23 protein-coding genes and 1 pseudogene are annotated in these 14,748 nt (G+C 59.5%); 15 read left to right on the forward strand and 9 right to left on the reverse strand.

The features are described from left to right. Positions 1 to 4: 4 nt before the first annotated feature. The 8 genes from MUB52_RS17440 to MUB52_RS17475 are packed head-to-tail and all read right to left on the reverse strand — an operon-like array spanning position 5 to position 5,396. Positions 5 to 787, reverse strand: a complete 783-nt coding sequence (locus MUB52_RS17440) for a ZIP family metal transporter (RefSeq protein WP_220800869.1) — start codon at positions 785 to 787, stop codon at positions 5 to 7. Between the two features lie 12 nt (positions 788 to 799). Next, positions 800 to 1,255: a DUF411 domain-containing protein gene (locus tag MUB52_RS17445; protein WP_013959872.1), complete on the reverse strand. Its 456-nt coding sequence runs from the start codon at positions 1,253 to 1,255 to the stop codon at positions 800 to 802. A gap of 3 nt (positions 1,256 to 1,258) precedes the next feature. Then, the gene (locus MUB52_RS17450; protein ID WP_013959871.1) at positions 1,259 to 2,632 is read right to left on the reverse strand and encodes a M23 family metallopeptidase; all 1,374 of its coding nucleotides are present in this window, start codon (positions 2,630 to 2,632) and stop codon (positions 1,259 to 1,261) included. Then, positions 2,629 to 3,255, reverse strand: a complete 627-nt coding sequence (locus MUB52_RS17455) for an SCO family protein (RefSeq protein ID WP_013959870.1) — start codon at positions 3,253 to 3,255, stop codon at positions 2,629 to 2,631. Before MUB52_RS17455 ends, MUB52_RS17450 begins: the two co-directional genes overlap by 4 nt. Further along, positions 3,255 to 3,722, reverse strand: a complete 468-nt coding sequence (locus MUB52_RS17460) for a copper chaperone PCu(A)C (RefSeq protein ID WP_013959869.1) — start codon at positions 3,720 to 3,722, stop codon at positions 3,255 to 3,257. The genes MUB52_RS17455 and MUB52_RS17460 overlap by 1 nt, the downstream gene beginning before the upstream one ends. 23 nt (positions 3,723 to 3,745) lie before the next feature. Continuing rightward, positions 3,746 to 4,405, reverse strand: a complete 660-nt coding sequence (locus MUB52_RS17465; RefSeq protein ID WP_263845503.1) for a DsbA family protein — start codon at positions 4,403 to 4,405, stop codon at positions 3,746 to 3,748. Further along, positions 4,402 to 4,824, reverse strand: a complete 423-nt coding sequence (locus MUB52_RS17470) for a disulfide bond formation protein B (RefSeq protein WP_013959867.1) — start codon at positions 4,822 to 4,824, stop codon at positions 4,402 to 4,404. The genes MUB52_RS17465 and MUB52_RS17470 overlap by 4 nt, the downstream gene beginning before the upstream one ends. 5 nt (positions 4,825 to 4,829) lie before the next feature. Next, positions 4,830 to 5,396 carry an SCO family protein gene (locus MUB52_RS17475; RefSeq protein ID WP_220800908.1) on the reverse strand — a complete coding sequence of 189 codons (567 nt, stop codon included), beginning with the start codon at positions 5,394 to 5,396 and terminating at the stop codon, positions 4,830 to 4,832. A gap of 207 nt (positions 5,397 to 5,603) precedes the next feature. Here MUB52_RS17475 and MUB52_RS17480 point away from each other — a divergent pair, with 207 nt between their 5' ends. The 11 genes and pseudogenes from MUB52_RS17480 to MUB52_RS17525 all read left to right on the forward strand — a co-directional run bounded on the left by MUB52_RS17480 (position 5,604) and on the right by MUB52_RS17525 (position 12,495). Further along, positions 5,604 to 6,032, forward strand: a complete 429-nt coding sequence (locus MUB52_RS17480; protein WP_013959865.1) for a MerR family transcriptional regulator — start codon at positions 5,604 to 5,606, stop codon at positions 6,030 to 6,032. Between the two features lie 103 nt (positions 6,033 to 6,135). After that, entirely contained in the window at positions 6,136 to 6,714 is a 579-nt protein-coding gene (locus tag MUB52_RS17485; protein ID WP_220800909.1) for a cation transporter, read from the forward strand. A gap of 95 nt (positions 6,715 to 6,809) precedes the next feature. Beyond that, the gene (locus tag MUB52_RS17490) at positions 6,810 to 7,565 is read left to right on the forward strand and encodes a transglutaminase-like domain-containing protein (protein WP_220800871.1); all 756 of its coding nucleotides are present in this window, start codon (positions 6,810 to 6,812) and stop codon (positions 7,563 to 7,565) included. Then, positions 7,555 to 8,472 (forward strand): cation diffusion facilitator family transporter, encoded by a 918-nt coding sequence (locus tag MUB52_RS17495; RefSeq protein ID WP_220800872.1) that lies wholly within the window; start codon positions 7,555 to 7,557, stop codon positions 8,470 to 8,472. Before MUB52_RS17490 ends, MUB52_RS17495 begins: the two co-directional genes overlap by 11 nt. Beyond that, positions 8,469 to 9,026 carry a methyltransferase family protein gene (locus tag MUB52_RS17500; RefSeq protein WP_263845504.1) on the forward strand — a complete coding sequence of 186 codons (558 nt, stop codon included), beginning with the start codon at positions 8,469 to 8,471 and terminating at the stop codon, positions 9,024 to 9,026. Before MUB52_RS17495 ends, MUB52_RS17500 begins: the two co-directional genes overlap by 4 nt. 140 nt (positions 9,027 to 9,166) lie before the next feature. Next, positions 9,167 to 9,691: a L,D-transpeptidase gene (locus MUB52_RS17505; protein WP_374758662.1), complete on the forward strand. Its 525-nt coding sequence runs from the start codon at positions 9,167 to 9,169 to the stop codon at positions 9,689 to 9,691. A gap of 134 nt (positions 9,692 to 9,825) precedes the next feature. After that, positions 9,826 to 10,032: pseudogene (locus MUB52_RS24105) on the forward strand (helix-turn-helix domain-containing protein); the annotation flags it as partial. Between the two features lie 214 nt (positions 10,033 to 10,246). After that, positions 10,247 to 10,462: a hypothetical protein gene (locus tag MUB52_RS17510; RefSeq protein ID WP_263845505.1), complete on the forward strand. Its 216-nt coding sequence runs from the start codon at positions 10,247 to 10,249 to the stop codon at positions 10,460 to 10,462. A gap of 81 nt (positions 10,463 to 10,543) precedes the next feature. Further along, positions 10,544 to 10,996: a hypothetical protein gene (locus MUB52_RS17515; protein WP_263845506.1), complete on the forward strand. Its 453-nt coding sequence runs from the start codon at positions 10,544 to 10,546 to the stop codon at positions 10,994 to 10,996. A gap of 139 nt (positions 10,997 to 11,135) precedes the next feature. Continuing rightward, positions 11,136 to 11,450, forward strand: coding sequence for a hypothetical protein (locus tag MUB52_RS17520; protein ID WP_220800879.1), 315 nt, complete (start codon positions 11,136 to 11,138; stop codon positions 11,448 to 11,450). 220 nt (positions 11,451 to 11,670) lie between these two features. After that, positions 11,671 to 12,495: a hypothetical protein gene (locus tag MUB52_RS17525; RefSeq protein WP_263845507.1), complete on the forward strand. Its 825-nt coding sequence runs from the start codon at positions 11,671 to 11,673 to the stop codon at positions 12,493 to 12,495. A 148-nt stretch (positions 12,496 to 12,643) separates the two neighbouring features. Here MUB52_RS17525 and MUB52_RS17530 read toward each other — a convergent pair whose 3' ends face one another. Continuing rightward, on the reverse strand, positions 12,644 to 12,862 hold the full coding sequence (locus MUB52_RS17530; RefSeq protein WP_263845519.1) for a hypothetical protein: 219 nt from the start codon (positions 12,860 to 12,862) through the stop codon (positions 12,644 to 12,646). A gap of 239 nt (positions 12,863 to 13,101) precedes the next feature. Here MUB52_RS17530 and MUB52_RS17535 point away from each other — a divergent pair, with 239 nt between their 5' ends. Genes MUB52_RS17535 through MUB52_RS17550 form a run of 4 tightly spaced genes read left to right on the forward strand, consistent with a single transcriptional unit; the run spans position 13,102 to position 14,708 of the window. Continuing rightward, positions 13,102 to 13,464 carry a hypothetical protein gene (locus tag MUB52_RS17535; RefSeq protein WP_263845508.1) on the forward strand — a complete coding sequence of 121 codons (363 nt, stop codon included), beginning with the start codon at positions 13,102 to 13,104 and terminating at the stop codon, positions 13,462 to 13,464. Between the two features lie 43 nt (positions 13,465 to 13,507). Further along, positions 13,508 to 14,137: a lytic transglycosylase domain-containing protein gene (locus MUB52_RS17540; RefSeq protein ID WP_263845509.1), complete on the forward strand. Its 630-nt coding sequence runs from the start codon at positions 13,508 to 13,510 to the stop codon at positions 14,135 to 14,137. Then, positions 14,134 to 14,418, forward strand: a complete 285-nt coding sequence (locus MUB52_RS17545) for a TrbC/VirB2 family protein (protein ID WP_220800881.1) — start codon at positions 14,134 to 14,136, stop codon at positions 14,416 to 14,418. Before MUB52_RS17540 ends, MUB52_RS17545 begins: the two co-directional genes overlap by 4 nt. 11 nt (positions 14,419 to 14,429) lie before the next feature. Next, positions 14,430 to 14,708, forward strand: a complete 279-nt coding sequence (locus MUB52_RS17550) for a type IV secretion system protein VirB3 (protein WP_220800882.1) — start codon at positions 14,430 to 14,432, stop codon at positions 14,706 to 14,708. Positions 14,709 to 14,748 lie beyond the last annotated feature (40 nt).

Raw genomic sequence — 14,748 nt, forward strand, 5'->3', positions numbered from 1 at the left:
TGCCTCATCCCAACCAGACATCAAGGAACAGCATCAGAACGAGCCCGACTGCCAGCCCGAGCGTTGCCCTGTTCTGATGGCCGCTGCGATGGGTTTCAGGGATGATTTCGTGGCTGATGACGTAGAGCATCGCTCCCGCGGCAAAGGCCAGACCCCAAGGCAGCAGCGGTTCCGACAGTGTGATGATCCCGGCCCCGAGCAGGCCGCCAATCGGCTCGACCATGCCCGTCAGCGCCGCGATGCCCCAGGCGCGCAGCTTCGGATATCCCTCGCCCAGCAGAGATACAGCGACGGCCAATCCTTCGGGCGCATTCTGAAGCCCGATGCCGATGGCGAGCGGCAGACCGCCCTCCATACCTCCGGATCCGAAGCCGACCCCGACCGCGAGGCCTTCGGGGAAGTTGTGGATCGTGATCGCGATGATGAACAGCCAGACCCGCCGCAAAGACGCCGCTTCGGGCCCTTCGCGTCCCGTCTTGAAGTGCTCGTGCGGCAGCTTCTCGTTCATCAGCGCGACAGCCCCCATGCCCAGAAGGATCGAGACGCATACGATGGCCGCAGGCATCGCGTCGTTTTCGAACATTGGCTCTGCCGCATCCAATGCCGGGATGATCAGCGAAAAGAACGAGGCTGACAGCATGACACCGGCAGCGAAGCCGAGCGACAGATCGCGCGTGGCCCGGGACGGGATGCGCCCGAACAGCACGGGAGCTGCCCCGACTGCCGTGAGCGAACCGGCAGCGAGACTTCCGAGAAAGCCGAGCATTATCGGAGACAGATTTTCCATGGGCGGGCCAGATTATCCTTCGGCGTAGCTCGAAAAGACTTCCGTCGACCCGTCCTTGCGGATGAGGAAGACATCATAGGCCTCGCGGTCGTCTTCTGGCCCCATGCCGGGCGAGCCATAGGGCATCCCCGGAACGGCGAGGCCGACGGCGTCCGGGCGCTCCTCGAGAAGGCGGCGGATGTCAGCGGCTGGGACATGGCCTTCGATCACGTAGCCATCAATGAGCGCGGTGTGGCAGGAGACCATGCGCTGCGGCACGCCGTTGTCGAGCTTGAAGCGAACCAACGACCCACCGAACATGTTCTCGCCCGTCGGCGCAAACCCGTTTTCTTCGAGATGGTTCATCCACGAGAGGCAGCAGCCGCAACCGTTCGTCTTGCGGACGTCGATCGCCGTTGCCTCTGCGAGGGCCTGTGCCGCCGGGAACAGGGCGAGCGTGATGGCAAGAGCTTGGGTCATACGTTTCATGGGTCAGAGCCTTTCGGTTGTCGTTTCGGCAATCTCGCTGCCGAGGTTTTGATTCAGAAGTGCGCGCGCCTCGGCCAGACGCGAGAGCGCGGCGGTATCATCCGCTTCGCTCTCGGCTGCTTCGGCGAGCCGGTCGTCAGCGAGGGGGTCAGTCGGGCGCCCATCCACGAGGACTTCGTAGTGCAGGTTCGGACCTGTCGCCGTACCAGTCGCGCCGACGCGGCCGATCACATCTCCCGCCGCAACGCGTTGGCCTTGTGCCAGGTCTTCCGGCACGGCGCTCAGATGCGCGTAGCGCGTCATGGTGTCGGAGCCGTGGGCGATTTCGACCACTCGACCATAGCCGCCCCGCCAGCCGATGAAACTGACCCGCCCCGGTGCCGTCGATTGAACCGGTGTCCCACGTGCCGCTGCGAAATCGACGCCGGTGTGCATCCGGACGTTGCCAAAGACCGGATGCGTACGGCGTCCGAACACCGAGCTTAGGCGCGCACCCTCGACCGGCTGTGCGAAGACGCGCAGCACCTCGCCATCGACGTAGATCGTCGCCTGACCGCTGCCGTCGTTTGGCCATACGATCTCGTAAAGCGAACCGCCGATCTCCAATGCGGCGAAGGCGAGCTCGGGCTGTCCGATCCTGTCCTCGCCCACACGCGCCTCGCGCCAGAGAAGCCTTAGTGTCTCGCCACCGGCCAACTCGCGGCGGAAGTCCACGGTCCCACCCAGCATCTGCGCAAGGTCCACGGAAAAACGGGCGGGTATGCCGGCTTCGTCGAGTGCCGCGAAGATCGAGCTGTAGATCACCGCTTCGCCGGCAAGGGTTACGATCTCCGGATCCGGAGCCACGACCTGCGTGGACAACTTCTCGCCGAAAACCACCTCGATCCGAACCCCGTCCTCGACGGCGAGTGAGACGGTGCGGGGGCTGCCGTCCACGGTCGAAGCGACAGTGACCGAGTGCCCCGGCCGCAGCCGTCGCAGATCGTATTCCGCGCCAAGCGCGAGGGCAACTTCGGCTCTGTCAGGTGCCGCAAGTCCAGCTTCGGACAGCAAGAAATCGAGCGTCTCGCCAGGTGCAATGTCGCGCGACCACGTCGACAGCGGTGGCTCGATCGCCCTTACCGGCCTGTCGGCAAACGCGACCTGCAGAAGGGGTAGGGGGCCGAGGTCGGGTGCATCCTCTGCCCATGCCGTCGCGGGCAGCGTCACGAGGATTTCAACGTTTCTAGGGGCTTCAGGACCTTGGGGCATCCAGCTACCTGCCTGGGCAAGTTCCGGCGGCACGGGTTCTTTCGACATGAAATCAGAGATGGCGATAGCCGCTCCCGAAACCGTCCCCGCAATTGCGACACCCGCCGCCAAAGTTCTGAGCCTCATGTCGCCCCCTCCATTTCTTCTGCTAGCGCGCGGCGAATTTTCGGCACCGCGAATTCTCTGGGTTCGTGATAGTCGATCATGGTGACGAACCGCCCAGAGGCTGCGAACAGGAAGACGCTCGCGGTGTGGTTCATCGTGTAATCGCCGCTTTCCGTCGGCACCCGCTCGTAGGTGGCGCGGAAGCCGTCCGCGACGCGCGCGATCTGCTCTTCCGGTCCCGTCCAGCCACGTATCCCAGGATGGAAGTAGCCGACATATTCGGCCATCGTTTCGACAGTGTCGCGCTCGGGATCGACCGTGATGAAAACCACGTTCATTTCGTCGGCCTCGTCTCCCAGATCGTCGAGCCATCCCGAAATGTCCGAGAGCGTGGTCGGGCAGACATCGGGACAGTAGGTAAAGCCGAAGAACGCCATCGTCGGGCGACCGATAAGGGTTTCTGGCCCGACCGCGTTGCCCTCATGATCCGTCAGACGGAAATCCATCTCGGTCAGGGCCACAGGCCGCTGCCCGACAGGTTCGGGTCCACCGGGTCCATCGACCTGCCACCAACCGACGAAGAGCATCAGGGCGACCGCCCCGACACCAGCCGCCCCGTACCCCAGGATCGCCCGTCGCCGCATCAGTCCTCTGGCCCCCGCGCGGCGATTCCAAGGATCGGCACCTCGACCGTCACTTCGCCTCCGTCGTCGAAAAGCAGGGTCAGCGGAAAGGTGTCCCCTTCCGTCATCGGTTCTTGTAGCCGCATCAGCATTGCGTGCAGGCCCCCCGGTTCGAGCGCGACGCTCTCGCCCGGGGCGATCGCGATCTCCCCCGCCGGGCTCATGGAACTCACACCTTCGGCATTTGTCTTCGTCTCGTGAATTTCGGGCATCATCGCGAGCGGTGTTGTAAGGCCGATCAGCGTCACTGGCTCGTCGCCAGTGTTGCGGATCGTCATGTAAGCGGCCCCGGGACGGTTCATCCCGATGGAGGCGCGGGACCACGCGTTCTCGACGACAACATACTCGAGTCCGGCCAGCGCGGGCGCTGAGAACCCTCCAAGGGTCAAAAGCGCCGCCAGTGTGCTGGTCAAAATATACTTTTTCATCGTTCTGATCCTGCCCTTTCCATTCAGCTTTGCACAGCAGCGACTTCGGCAGCCACCAGACGACGCAATTCTGCCTCTCCGAATGGATCGAGCGGCTTGCCGTTCACGAAGAATGTGGGCGTCTGGCGAATTCCCACGGTCTCGACGTCAGCACGATCCTGGTTCAGGATCGCCACGACATCGGGTGCCAGCATTTGCGTGCGCGCGGCCTCGGCATCGAGTCCGGCCGTGGCGGCGATCTGAAGGATCAGGCCAGGCGCCGGGGCACCGTGCGACGCCCATCTCGGCTGTTCCCGCAGAACGGCCTCAAGCACCGGCACGTAAACGTCCTGCATGCGCGCCGCCTCGAGCACGCGGATCGCTTCCTCGGATGCCGCGCCGTGGAAGGGCGTGTAGCGGATCACGACGCGGACAGCATCCCCATGCTCGGCCATGATGTCCTTCACGATGGGATGAAAGGCGCGACAGGCCTCGCAGGCCGGATCGAAGAATTCGACGATCGTGACGGGCGCTTCCGCAGGCCCGAGGATGGGCGAGTAGGGGCGGATCATCGCGTCCGCGAGTTCCGGCGCAACAGGCTCCGCTTCGGCCACCGGGCCGGGGCGGGTTGCAAACCAGGTGGCTCCGCCGAAGCCGGCGACGCCGAGGGCGAGAACGGACAGGATCAGGCCGCGTCGGTTCATGTTCGTGTGTCCTTCAATGAAAGGGCCGACAGCGCCCCGATCAGCGCGAAGGCGGCGAGCGCCATCAGCGGGATCGGGATGCCGAAGACCAGTTGGTTGTCATCGGTGCAAGAGGGGCCGGTGGCCGTGCAGGGCTGGATGCGTTCGGGAACAAGACCGACGTACAGCCCCATGTGCCAGAGGGCGATTGCGCCGCCGCCAAGCGCCAATGCGATGCCGTAGCGCCCCACGCGGCCGTCCCGCCACCAAAGGCCGAGCCCGAGGACAATGGCCAAGGGAAACATGAAGGCGCGCTGGAACCAGCACAGCAAACAGGGCGTCTGCCCCAGCACCTCGCCGATGAAAAGCACGGCAAGCGAGGCGACGAGTGCGATGATCCACGCCAGCCCGAGGGCTGTTTCTCCGGATATGCGGTTCATTTCGGTCAGATCCTCTCTTCCAGATCGGCGAGGATCTTTTCGGCGGAGGTGCCGTAGGGCCACGAGTCGGCGAAGCCCGCGTCGGGATCGAAGAGGAACAGATGCGACGTGTGGCCCATCGTGTAACCATCCGGCGCTGCGGCCTCTTCGACGCGCTCAAAGAAGATTGGAAACGTCTCGGACGTGGCGGCGATCTGTTCCGGCGTGCCCGTCAGCCCGATGATGCCCGCATCGAACAGCGGGACGTATTCGGCGAGTGCTGCGGGCGTGTCTCGTTCAGGGTCGATTGTTATGAAAATCGGCTGGACCTTGGCGGCATCGTCGCCCAGACCCTCCATCACCGCCGCGACCTCAGATAGGGTCGTCGGGCAGACGTCGGGGCAGTTGGTAAAGCCGAAAAAAACAAGCATCCAGCGCCCCGCAAAGTCCTCCTCGGTTTGAACCATACCCTGGTGGTCCGTCAGTTCGAACTCAGCGAAAAAAGGCGGCTCGGCGTCAGTTCGGGCGCTATCGGCACGATAATCGGACCATAGCAAGAGCCATACGAAGGCAAGCGCTGCCACGCCTGCCAAAACCCAAAGAAACTTCTGTGCCGATGTAAGGGACAATCCTGTTCGCCTGTTTTTGATTCTTATTGCATGTGCGGATACATCCTCTAGCCGCTAGAGGTTCAAGCACGAAATCATGGTATAGCTTGAACTCACGCGTCTGTGAATCCGACACTTGTTTATTCCGACGGCAAAACCTACACAAACTGTATCTTTTTCATGGAGGCGAAAATGCTCACGATCGGTACTCTGTCAAAGAAGACTGGCACAAAAGTGCAGACTATCCGGTACTACGAACAGATCGGACTCATGCCCGAACCTGGCAGGACCGAAGGCGGACAGAGGCGCTACGACAATGCACAGCTCGACCGACTGTCCTTCATCCGCCATTCGCGGCAACTCGGTTTCTCGCTCGATGCGATCCGCGAGCTGCTCGACCTCAGCGACCATCCCAACCGCCCCTGCGACGAGGCAGATGCCATCGCGCGTCGCCAGCTCAAACAGGTGGAGCAGCGCATGGCCCGCCTGAAGGCGCTGCGCACGGAACTGAAACGCATGGTTCACGAATGCAGCGGCGGGCGGACCGGAGACTGCAAGGTGCTTGAGGTGTTGCGGGACCATTCGGAATGCCTGACCGAGCACGAGGAAATCGGGGCCTGAAGGAAGTCAGCCAACATTCCGGCTGGAACGCAGATCAGCCGCAGAAGTTAATGTGTCGTACAACACAAGCTGGAACCACAAAATGGCCGCTAGACAAGATTCAATGGAGAGACGGACGCTTTGGATCGTTCTGGCGCTTAATATCGGCTTGGCCGTGGCCTTTTTCGCAACAGGCGCCTTCGGCGACTCAAGTGCCCTGATCGCCAACGGGCTCGATAACCTCTCCGACAGCTTCGTCTACGCGATCAGCCTTTTCGCTTTGTCCCGATCCGACAAATGGAAACGCGGGGCGGCGAACATCTCCGGTGGGCTGCTGATCCTGTTCGCTGCAGGCATCCTCTACGATGCGTGGCGCCGCTACATCGGCGGGTCAGATCCGCTCGGGACGATCATGATCGCCATGGCCCTGATGGCGGCGGCCATCAACGCAGTCTGCGTCTGGCTGCTCGCTAAGCTTAAAGATCCGGACGTCAACATCCGCGCGGCCAACACCTTCAGTTACAACGATTTCGCCGCGAACCTCGGAATCGTCGTGGCTGGCGGCCTCGTCGCCTGGCTGGGAACAAACTGGCCGGACCTCGTCGTCGGCGTGATTGTCGCCGGGATCGCGGCCTGGGGAGGTATCGACATTCTGCGCGACGCACACGGCGAACACCACAAAGCAGTTCATACGGGCAAATAGTTGCGGGAGATTCTTTCTGAAAGAAAGGATTGAAGCTACAGTGACTATAGCAATTAGTCTTGTTCCAAGACGATTCGAGGAGCGACCCGTTGCATATGACCGACCCCCTACTTGTACCCACCAAACTACTGGATTTTGATGCCGCGCCTCTTGCGCATCTAATTGAGACCCGCGGCTGGCGCGGCTTATCCGAATACGATCGGATCGGAGCTACCTATGATTTCGTTCGGAATGAAATCGCGTTCGGATACAATCGAGCCGACGACATCCCCGCCTCGGATGTGCTTTCCGACGGCTATGGGCAGTGCAATACCAAAGGGACGCTCTTGATGGCGCTGCTGCGTGGTGTCGGCATTCGTTGCCGGTTGCATGGGTTTACGATCCACAAAGGCTTGCAGCGCGGTGTTGTCCCAGAGTTGGTGTATCCGCTTGCTCCTCAGGAAATTCTCCACTCATGGGTTGAGATCGAATATCAAGGTGCTTGGATCAATTTCGAAGGCTTCATCCTGGATGACGCTTTCCTCAAAGTCCTGCAAACGTCTTTCTCGGACACGGACAGTCTCTGCGGTTATGGCGCGGGCACGGATTGTCTTGGCGCGCCTCCCGTCGCCTGGAACGGAGAAGATACCTACATTCAGAAAACCGGCATCGTGCAAGATTTCGGCGTGTTTGATACGCCGGACGCCTTCTATTTGTCCCATGAGCAATCCTTTGGATGGCTGCGTGGTGCCCTTTACCGTCATATCATCCGCCACTGGATGAATGCGCGCGTACGTGGTTTCCGCAGCGGCCGCCTCAAGACTGACGGACGCGCGACACACGCGCATAAGGAGCCTGCCAATGCCGCATGATCATGGGCACGCGCATATTGATCCGGATACTGGCGATCGGCGGGTTGCCATCGCGATCTGGGCGAACGGGCTTCTTACCGTTGCGCAGATCGTCGGGGGCATATTCTCGGGTAGTCTGGCACTGATCGCCGATGCGCTGCACAACTTTTCCGATATGGCTTCGCTTGTCATTGCCTTTGCCGCGCGCAGGATCGCGCGCCGCCCGGCCGATGAGCGCATGACCTTCGGATATGGCCGGGTCGAAATCGTCGCAGCCCTGATTAACTACACCACCCTGATCGTGATCGGCTTCTACCTGATCTACGAGGGTAGCATGCGCATGATCGATCCGCCCGAAGTCATGGGGTGGACCGTCGTCATTCTCGGTGGAATCGCGCTTGTGGTCGACACGCTGACCGCAATGCTGACCTATTCGATGCAGAAGGGGAGCGTGAACATCCGTGCGCTTTTTCTCCACAACCTTTCGGATGCGTTGGCTTCAGTGGCCGTCATAGTCGGCGGGACGCTCATTATACTTTATGATATGCGTTGGGTTGATCCGGCCATCACCATCGGCATCGCGCTCTACATCCTGTATCTGTCCTTCACCGAAATAGGGGGCCCAATTCGAACCCTGATGCTCGGAAGCCCGCCAGATATTGATGGAAATGACGTGGTCAGAGCGATCCAGAGTGTCGATGGCGTTGTGGACGTGCATCATGTCCACCTGTGGCAAATGCAGGAGCACGCTGCGGCATTGGACTGCCATATTGTCGTCGAACGCGAACGGATGGGTGAGGCCGACAAGATTAAAGAAAACGTCAAATCGGTGCTGCATGAACGTTTCTCAATCGAGCATTCCACGCTTGAATTCGAAGCGAGCGACAATGCGCATCAGGAGGCGCAGGTGTTCGGACACCGCTCATGACGATTGCCCAAGGCATACTAGTGGTCGTTGGCCTGCTGTCCGGTCTGGTTTTGATTGGTGCGCTCCTTTGGTCGATCGCCCGCCCGTCCAAGCGCATCTGGCCTCCAAACAGAGAGCATTCAGTCATACCAAACACTGCATGGGGACTCACATTGGCCGTGTTTGGGGCGGTGATCGGTTTGGGCATTTTGGATTGGAAATCCGCTTCTATGACCAACGCGCTCCGTTGGGCGGTCGGGCCGTTCTTGATCGCAACCGGAAATCTGATTGTCTGGTGGGGGGCATTCAGCATTGGACTGAAAGCCACCAGCGGTGCGAAAGACGAGCTGATCACTTCGGGTCTCTACCGTTTCTCTCGGCATCCGCAATACCTTGCCGACATGGCCATCCTGATAGGCTTTGGTCTTCTCTTCGCGTCACCTTGGGTTTGGGCTATCGTCATCGTTGGAGTTGCCGCGCTGGCCCTTGCCCCGCTCGCAGAAGAGCCGTGGCTGAATGAACAATACGGCTCCAAGTATCGCGATTATTGCGCTGAAACGCGTCGTTACCTGTAAACTCGCGACCTCACGAGAACGTCATCGTTTTTCAGTTGAACCTCTAGCTACTAGAGGTCGTATCCGTCAGCCAACAAAAGAATGAGGCGAGGCATATGACAAAAACACTGAAAACACGACGCCAGTTCGTTTCGACAACTATGATCGGACTTCTGGTAGCACCTTCCCTTCTCCGTGCTCAGGAGCAGGAGCCCTCGGCGGTACGCAGAAATATTTCGTCCTTTAGTGCGGATCCCTGGCAAGACCACTTCGATAACCTTCAGCACGGTGCAATTTTGTGCGACATCGACTCGCGTGCAGTCCAGTATTGGTCGGAAGACGAAAGTGTCTACAAACTCTACCCGTCGAGTGTCCCTGCCTCGGAAGAGTTGACCCGCAGGGGATATACAAAGGTTATAAGGAAGGTGGAGGGGCCGAGTTGGCGGCCCACTCCATCAATGAAAGAGCGTAACCCCGAATGGCCTGACTATTGGCCGCCGGGTCCTGACAACCCGCTTGGAACACACGCACTTTATCTGTCGTGGCAGTATTACCGGGTGCACGGAACCGGTGACACGCGCAAAATCGGTCGGCAATCATCAAACGGCTGTATTGGACTGTACAACGAGCACATTGCTGAACTTTTTGCTCTGGCAGAAGTGGGAACCCAGGTCAGGATTTTCTGAAAGCCAAGGAAAGCTGGCTAATACCTCCATTCTTAACATAAACTTCATTACGAGTTAAAATCTGCGGCCCGGGGCACATTCTACCCTGAATTACGAATAACACTATAAAACAATGAGTTACCTTACAGGAGAACATCGTATGGGGAGCCGTGTACTCGCAACTATCCCTTCATGAACGCCGTAAGATCGCGAACTGGTGGCACGCAAGAGTGCCCGTCCGAGAGATGGCGCGGGTTCTGAAGCGCCACAAATCGGCGATCTCTCCCGAGATCCAACGCAATTTCTAGGCCGACGACAGGTTTCCAAAGAAATACGCAGTCTACTTCAATCATCCGGCTCAATAGCAGACGGACAAGCGTCGATCTGTGCAGCGCAAGCTGATCTGGCATCCGGGCGCGACGGTCGTTGATGTTTCTGGGCAGTGACGTCCGGAGCAGCGTTAACCATCCGGCAAAGTTCTCGTCAAATCCAACAATACATTGGGATACACTGAGATCCGTTCTGTAATCAGATCGGAGAGCCGGTCGGTAGCTTGTCGTGAGTTGGTTGGTTCCTGTGGCAAATTCTCCTCAGACGTGGAAGCGCGCGGTTCCGGTGCGCGAAGGTGTTGGATATGTCGATGGGGCGCGCGTGATCGCCTGGCGCGAGTACCGTTGGAATACAGGAGAGATATCCCGGATCTGGTTCCTGGACGCCACCGATCTCGACCACAGGATGATCGACATCGTGGAGATCGCGACCCACCCGGGAAGTGACGATACGGGTTTGTGACGGCTGGTCCAGCGATTCCGTTGAGGATACTGGGGCAACCATAGCTCGAGCAGTTCGGAAATATTCCCGCTAGGCTAGAATTTGCCGGAAGATCCGTTTTATATATTTCTCTGTTTTCGTACATATCGGCACTATGCTTATGTTTTCTGGAAAGTAGATTCTGTAGAAGGCCTGTCAGGGGGACAGGCCGTGCCGATTGCGAGACATCTCAGTCTGATCACGCTGGATGGCGTAAAGGACCTCATCGCACGGAATGTCGCGTTTCGCTGTCGGTACGAGTTGGTTGGAGGCACCGGTGACGGGAAACCACGCTATAGGTGTATTTATTCCGTGGGTGACGAGGAGCTTGTCCTGGTGGTGTCAAAGGTGCGCAAACACGGGCCTGAGATTAAGCTGTTCGCCCTCTGGCCGGGCCTCGTCAACCATCATGTGGCCTATGGGGACGGCCAGCCGGTCAGGATCGACCTTGACGTTCGCCATGCGCCAAAAACTGAAGCGCGCGAAACGGGTCGGCGAAGAGCTGCGAAGGATTGAGCACTCGGGTCTTCTTTCTAGCGACTTACGACCTGCGTCCCGCGGGCTCCGTAAGCCCGGACACCGCCGCGACCTGACATGTTGGAGTCCCTGAAACTCACCTATCCGCTTCGTGAAAGCGCAGTCCGAAGCGGAACAGGTGAAGCGGTCGTTCGGGCCTGCTGAGACGATCAAGTCTATTGAACTTCGACTGGAGGTCGAGGCTGTGCATACTTTCAGAATCGAAGCCTCCGCCGTGGCGAGGCTTTATGGCGAAGATCCGGCGGTGGTCGTCGGCTGGCTCTATGTCTGGAACACCCAAGAACTCGCCATCAGATGCAGCGACGAGAGCATAGTATTTCGTTTTGTCGATCCGCCGATCGATCTCGACCGGTATTCCCCTAGGTTTCAGGCCAACAAGAGTGTCCACGCGCGGCTTGCATCCACCAGGCCGCTGCCCTCGCAAACAGCCTAGGCGACATTTCAGTCCGTCGCGCCGTTTGTATCGCGAGGGACCATCATATTCGACATCCGGCAAATGAGGGGCGACAACCCGCCTGAGCGCGATCTCTTTCGCAGCCATTCAGCGGGAACCCGCATATCTCCACAAGAAGAGATGCATCAAAACACTATTATATGATACACGAATACCGTTTTGATTCCTCAATCCGTAGCGCGGAGGCGAAGGAGTATTCATGCTGAAACTGCTGCAAAACACTTCCCTTTGGATCGGCGGGCTGTTGGCCGTAACGGCGGCTGGATCGCCGCAATCTGCTTACTCCCAAAGCTACCAGATCGACTGCGCCATCCTTTTGTGTCTCTCAGGAGGCTGGCCGACCTCGGGCCCCTGCGCGCGCGCGCGCGCCGAGTTTATCCGGCGGATCACGCCCTGGCCCGTCGAGCCACCCCTGCAAATCTGGCGGTGTCCGATGGGCGCGGCCAATACGGTCGATCCGGAAGCTGTGACCGACGAACGGATCTACGAAACTCTCTTCGAGCTCGATCAGACAACGCCGCTTCAGTCTTTTCCCGTTGATGAGGTCGGCAAATCCGTCACAGGTGTCGCCAGAACGCCTGCGAGCGCGCTTCCCCCCACTTTGCAAGCGCCACCACACGCGGCCCCTTCCACGCTGCAACCTGACGTGCTCCGCTTGAGAGGCGATGATGCGGCTCCTTTGCCGAAGGGGTTTACGTTCCTCCTTGCTCAGGGTCGGGCCGACATCGATATCAGCGGCCCCGAGTTCAACTTCGTACGCTCCATCCGCGTCTTCCAGACCGAGGCCCGCCAATGGGAATCCGGACGGGAAGGCGAATGCAACAGCCACGCCAGCGTCAGATTGGGAATCTACGGCACGCAAGGCGATTTTCGGTGGAGACAAAGCGGCGTCGGCGCTCTACCGGAGGCGCATGTTGGCCTTGAACAATATGGCGATCATTGCCCGAGGATCTCGCATCGGTCCGTGTTCGTGGAATGGCGCGACTACGAAGGGAACTACGGATACGAGCAAGTGAACTACTAGAGAAGTTTGCTTTAAACTTGGATCGTCCAACGCTGCCTGATGTCTCAAATCAAACGCGGTAAGCTGTAAACAGGAAGATAGACGGGGACCTTTATTGGTGCGTGTTTAGTAGGGTCGCAGTCCGTCGTTTCATGCGGGTGTCTGGCCGTCACTCACCCACAACCTGCAAGAACTGTCCATAGTCTGCGCTGACCGCGCGCGCCTCCTCAAAAGCCCGTGTACGTTCTTGTTCGAGGCAGCGAAAATACGCCTGAATATCCTCGATATAGAGCTCGAAGTCAGACCGAATCAGGTCCGCATACGCGCGAATGTCCTGTGGATCGGACGGCACGAAAGGCCGTTCCGGCGCGTAGCAAGTCTGTGCCATCGCAACCTCGGGAAGCCAGAAAGACAATAATACAGCCGTATAGCAGATACTGGTGATCTGTTTGCGCATGGGATTAGGCCCTCGATGCTTGAGGAAAGCGGCTCGCCATGCGTAATACTGGCGTCGAGCGAAAGCTTGCGCAAGACACAACTGCATCTTGCATACGAAACAGTATTATTGTTATCATGGCTCATCGGAACCAATTGCTCCGGTGCGCCCAAGGACAGGAAGAGCGCGCCGTGGCGATAGATTTACAAAAAGAAGCGCCGAATGTGGTTACAGAAGCGGGATTCAAGATGCTCGTTGAATCCGGATACAGTGTCGAAGTCGTGTGCAAGCAGGATGCCTACCGGAAGAACTCCGTCTGGCATGGCATCTGGCTCTTGCGCGCCGTCAACGAAGATGGGGTCGAGAAGGAACTCGTCACCGCCCGGGCGCGCCCCAATGGCGATTTCATCCAGCTCAGGGTCTTCAAGACCGTCACTGGCCTCACCTCCTTCCTTATTGATCTCGGTTTCTCAGTGGTGGCCTTCCCGGTCTACGAAGGACAGCGCTGGACATATACCCTGGCGGACATGCCCGACGACGACAGCGACGGCTAGCGCCGTCCTTCTGCTGCTCGCGGCACATGCCGTATCGGCGCAAATGATCTTTACGATGGAAAGCGACGGCTCGCTTTCCCCGTCAAACTCCCAAGACAGTTTTGCCCGCAATTACAACGACGGCGTCGGCCAAGGCGATCCCGACGCGCCGCTGCATATCTTTGGAGACAGCGCCGAGACCAAGCTTGAGCCGGACAACGGCACCTTCCGCATCGCAGCGATCGCCCCGCGTATCGCGGTCCCGCGCCCGGACATCCTCGCCGCCATAGACAAGACGGCGCTTCGCTATGCCAGCCACCGGGGTTTGCGCGCGGCGGGTCTCACCGTAACTGAGTGGCGGCTGCTTTTCCGCGCCAACATCGAAATCGAAAGTGCCTACAATCTGAACGCCCGGTCTCGGGTCGGCGCTATCGGCCTGGGCCAACTCATACCGGAAACCGCAGAGATGCTCGGCGTAGATCCCTCTGACTGGCGGGCCAACCTCGATGGCTCGGCACGCTATCTCGCCGCACAGCTCGAGACCTTCCGGAACACGCGACTGGCGCTGGCGGCCTACAACGCTGGTCCCGACGCCGTCCGCGCACATGATGGCATTCCCCCCTACCCCGAAACGCAAAACCACGTTCAGCGGGTGCTGGCCGTGTTCAACAGGCTGGAAGGAGAAACCCCATGAGGCCGTTACCCCTACTTCTGACCGTGCTGATAGTCTTCGTCGTGCCGGCTGAGCCCGCCATGGCGCAATCGATTGACCTGTCGCCGATCCAGGATCTTCTGCAAGGTATTGTCGATGCACTCACCGGCCCGCTCGGCGTCGTCATCGCCACGCTCGCTGTGATCGGCGTGTTCCTGAGCTGGTTCTTTAACATCATCGATCTGCGCCAGGCCCTTTGGGTTCTGGTCGGCATCGCCGGTGTCGCCGCTGCGCCCACGATCGTGGCAGCGGTCTTCAGCTGAGGGAGGTTGGCGTGGCGGAACGGTCCCCCCTCTTCCTTGGCCTTGTGCGCCCGCCGAAACTCTTCGGTCTGCCGATCATCTATGCCGTGGTCTGGCTCTTCGGTTCCGTCCTGCTCTTCGTCTGGATTCAGAGCTTCGTCGTTCTCGGCATCGCGGCCGTTCTCTATCCCCTCCTCTGGAAGGCCGCGGACTGGGATCCGCGCTTCATCGATGTCGCGATAACCACGCTGCAGGAAACCCCGCCCACCCGAAACCGCAAAATCCATGGGGGAGATAGCTATGCCCCGTGATGACGTCAGCGGACTCAGCGAACGTGATGAGCGCACGCTG

This window comes from Roseobacter sinensis, from assembly GCF_025755255.1.
Classification (GTDB): domain Bacteria; phylum Pseudomonadota; class Alphaproteobacteria; order Rhodobacterales; family Rhodobacteraceae; genus Roseobacter; species Roseobacter sinensis.

Coding starts and splice junctions, on each gene's coding strand:
- MUB52_RS17440 (WP_220800869.1), bottom strand. CDS start 787: ATGGAAAATCTGTCTCCGATAATGCTCGGCTTTCTCGGAAGTCTCGCT.
- MUB52_RS17445 (WP_013959872.1), bottom strand. CDS start 1,255: ATGAAACGTATGACCCAAGCTCTTGCCATCACGCTCGCCCTGTTCCCG.
- MUB52_RS17450 (WP_013959871.1), bottom strand. CDS start 2,632: ATGAGGCTCAGAACTTTGGCGGCGGGTGTCGCAATTGCGGGGACGGTT.
- MUB52_RS17455 (WP_013959870.1), bottom strand. CDS start 3,255: ATGCGGCGACGGGCGATCCTGGGGTACGGGGCGGCTGGTGTCGGGGCG.
- MUB52_RS17460 (WP_013959869.1), bottom strand. CDS start 3,722: ATGAAAAAGTATATTTTGACCAGCACACTGGCGGCGCTTTTGACCCTT.
- MUB52_RS17465 (WP_263845503.1), bottom strand. CDS start 4,405: ATGAACCGACGCGGCCTGATCCTGTCCGTTCTCGCCCTCGGCGTCGCC.
- MUB52_RS17470 (WP_013959867.1), bottom strand. CDS start 4,824: ATGAACCGCATATCCGGAGAAACAGCCCTCGGGCTGGCGTGGATCATC.
- MUB52_RS17480 (WP_013959865.1), top strand. CDS start 5,604: ATGCTCACGATCGGTACTCTGTCAAAGAAGACTGGCACAAAAGTGCAG.
- MUB52_RS17485 (WP_220800909.1), top strand. CDS start 6,136: ATGGAGAGACGGACGCTTTGGATCGTTCTGGCGCTTAATATCGGCTTG.
- MUB52_RS17490 (WP_220800871.1), top strand. CDS start 6,810: ATGACCGACCCCCTACTTGTACCCACCAAACTACTGGATTTTGATGCC.
- MUB52_RS17495 (WP_220800872.1), top strand. CDS start 7,555: ATGCCGCATGATCATGGGCACGCGCATATTGATCCGGATACTGGCGAT.
- MUB52_RS17500 (WP_263845504.1), top strand. CDS start 8,469: ATGACGATTGCCCAAGGCATACTAGTGGTCGTTGGCCTGCTGTCCGGT.
- MUB52_RS17505 (WP_374758662.1), top strand. CDS start 9,167: ATGATCGGACTTCTGGTAGCACCTTCCCTTCTCCGTGCTCAGGAGCAG.
- MUB52_RS17525 (WP_263845507.1), top strand. CDS start 11,671: ATGCTGAAACTGCTGCAAAACACTTCCCTTTGGATCGGCGGGCTGTTG.
- MUB52_RS17530 (WP_263845519.1), bottom strand. CDS start 12,862: ATGGCACAGACTTGCTACGCGCCGGAACGGCCTTTCGTGCCGTCCGAT.
- MUB52_RS17540 (WP_263845509.1), top strand. CDS start 13,508: ATGATCTTTACGATGGAAAGCGACGGCTCGCTTTCCCCGTCAAACTCC.
- MUB52_RS17545 (WP_220800881.1), top strand. CDS start 14,134: ATGAGGCCGTTACCCCTACTTCTGACCGTGCTGATAGTCTTCGTCGTG.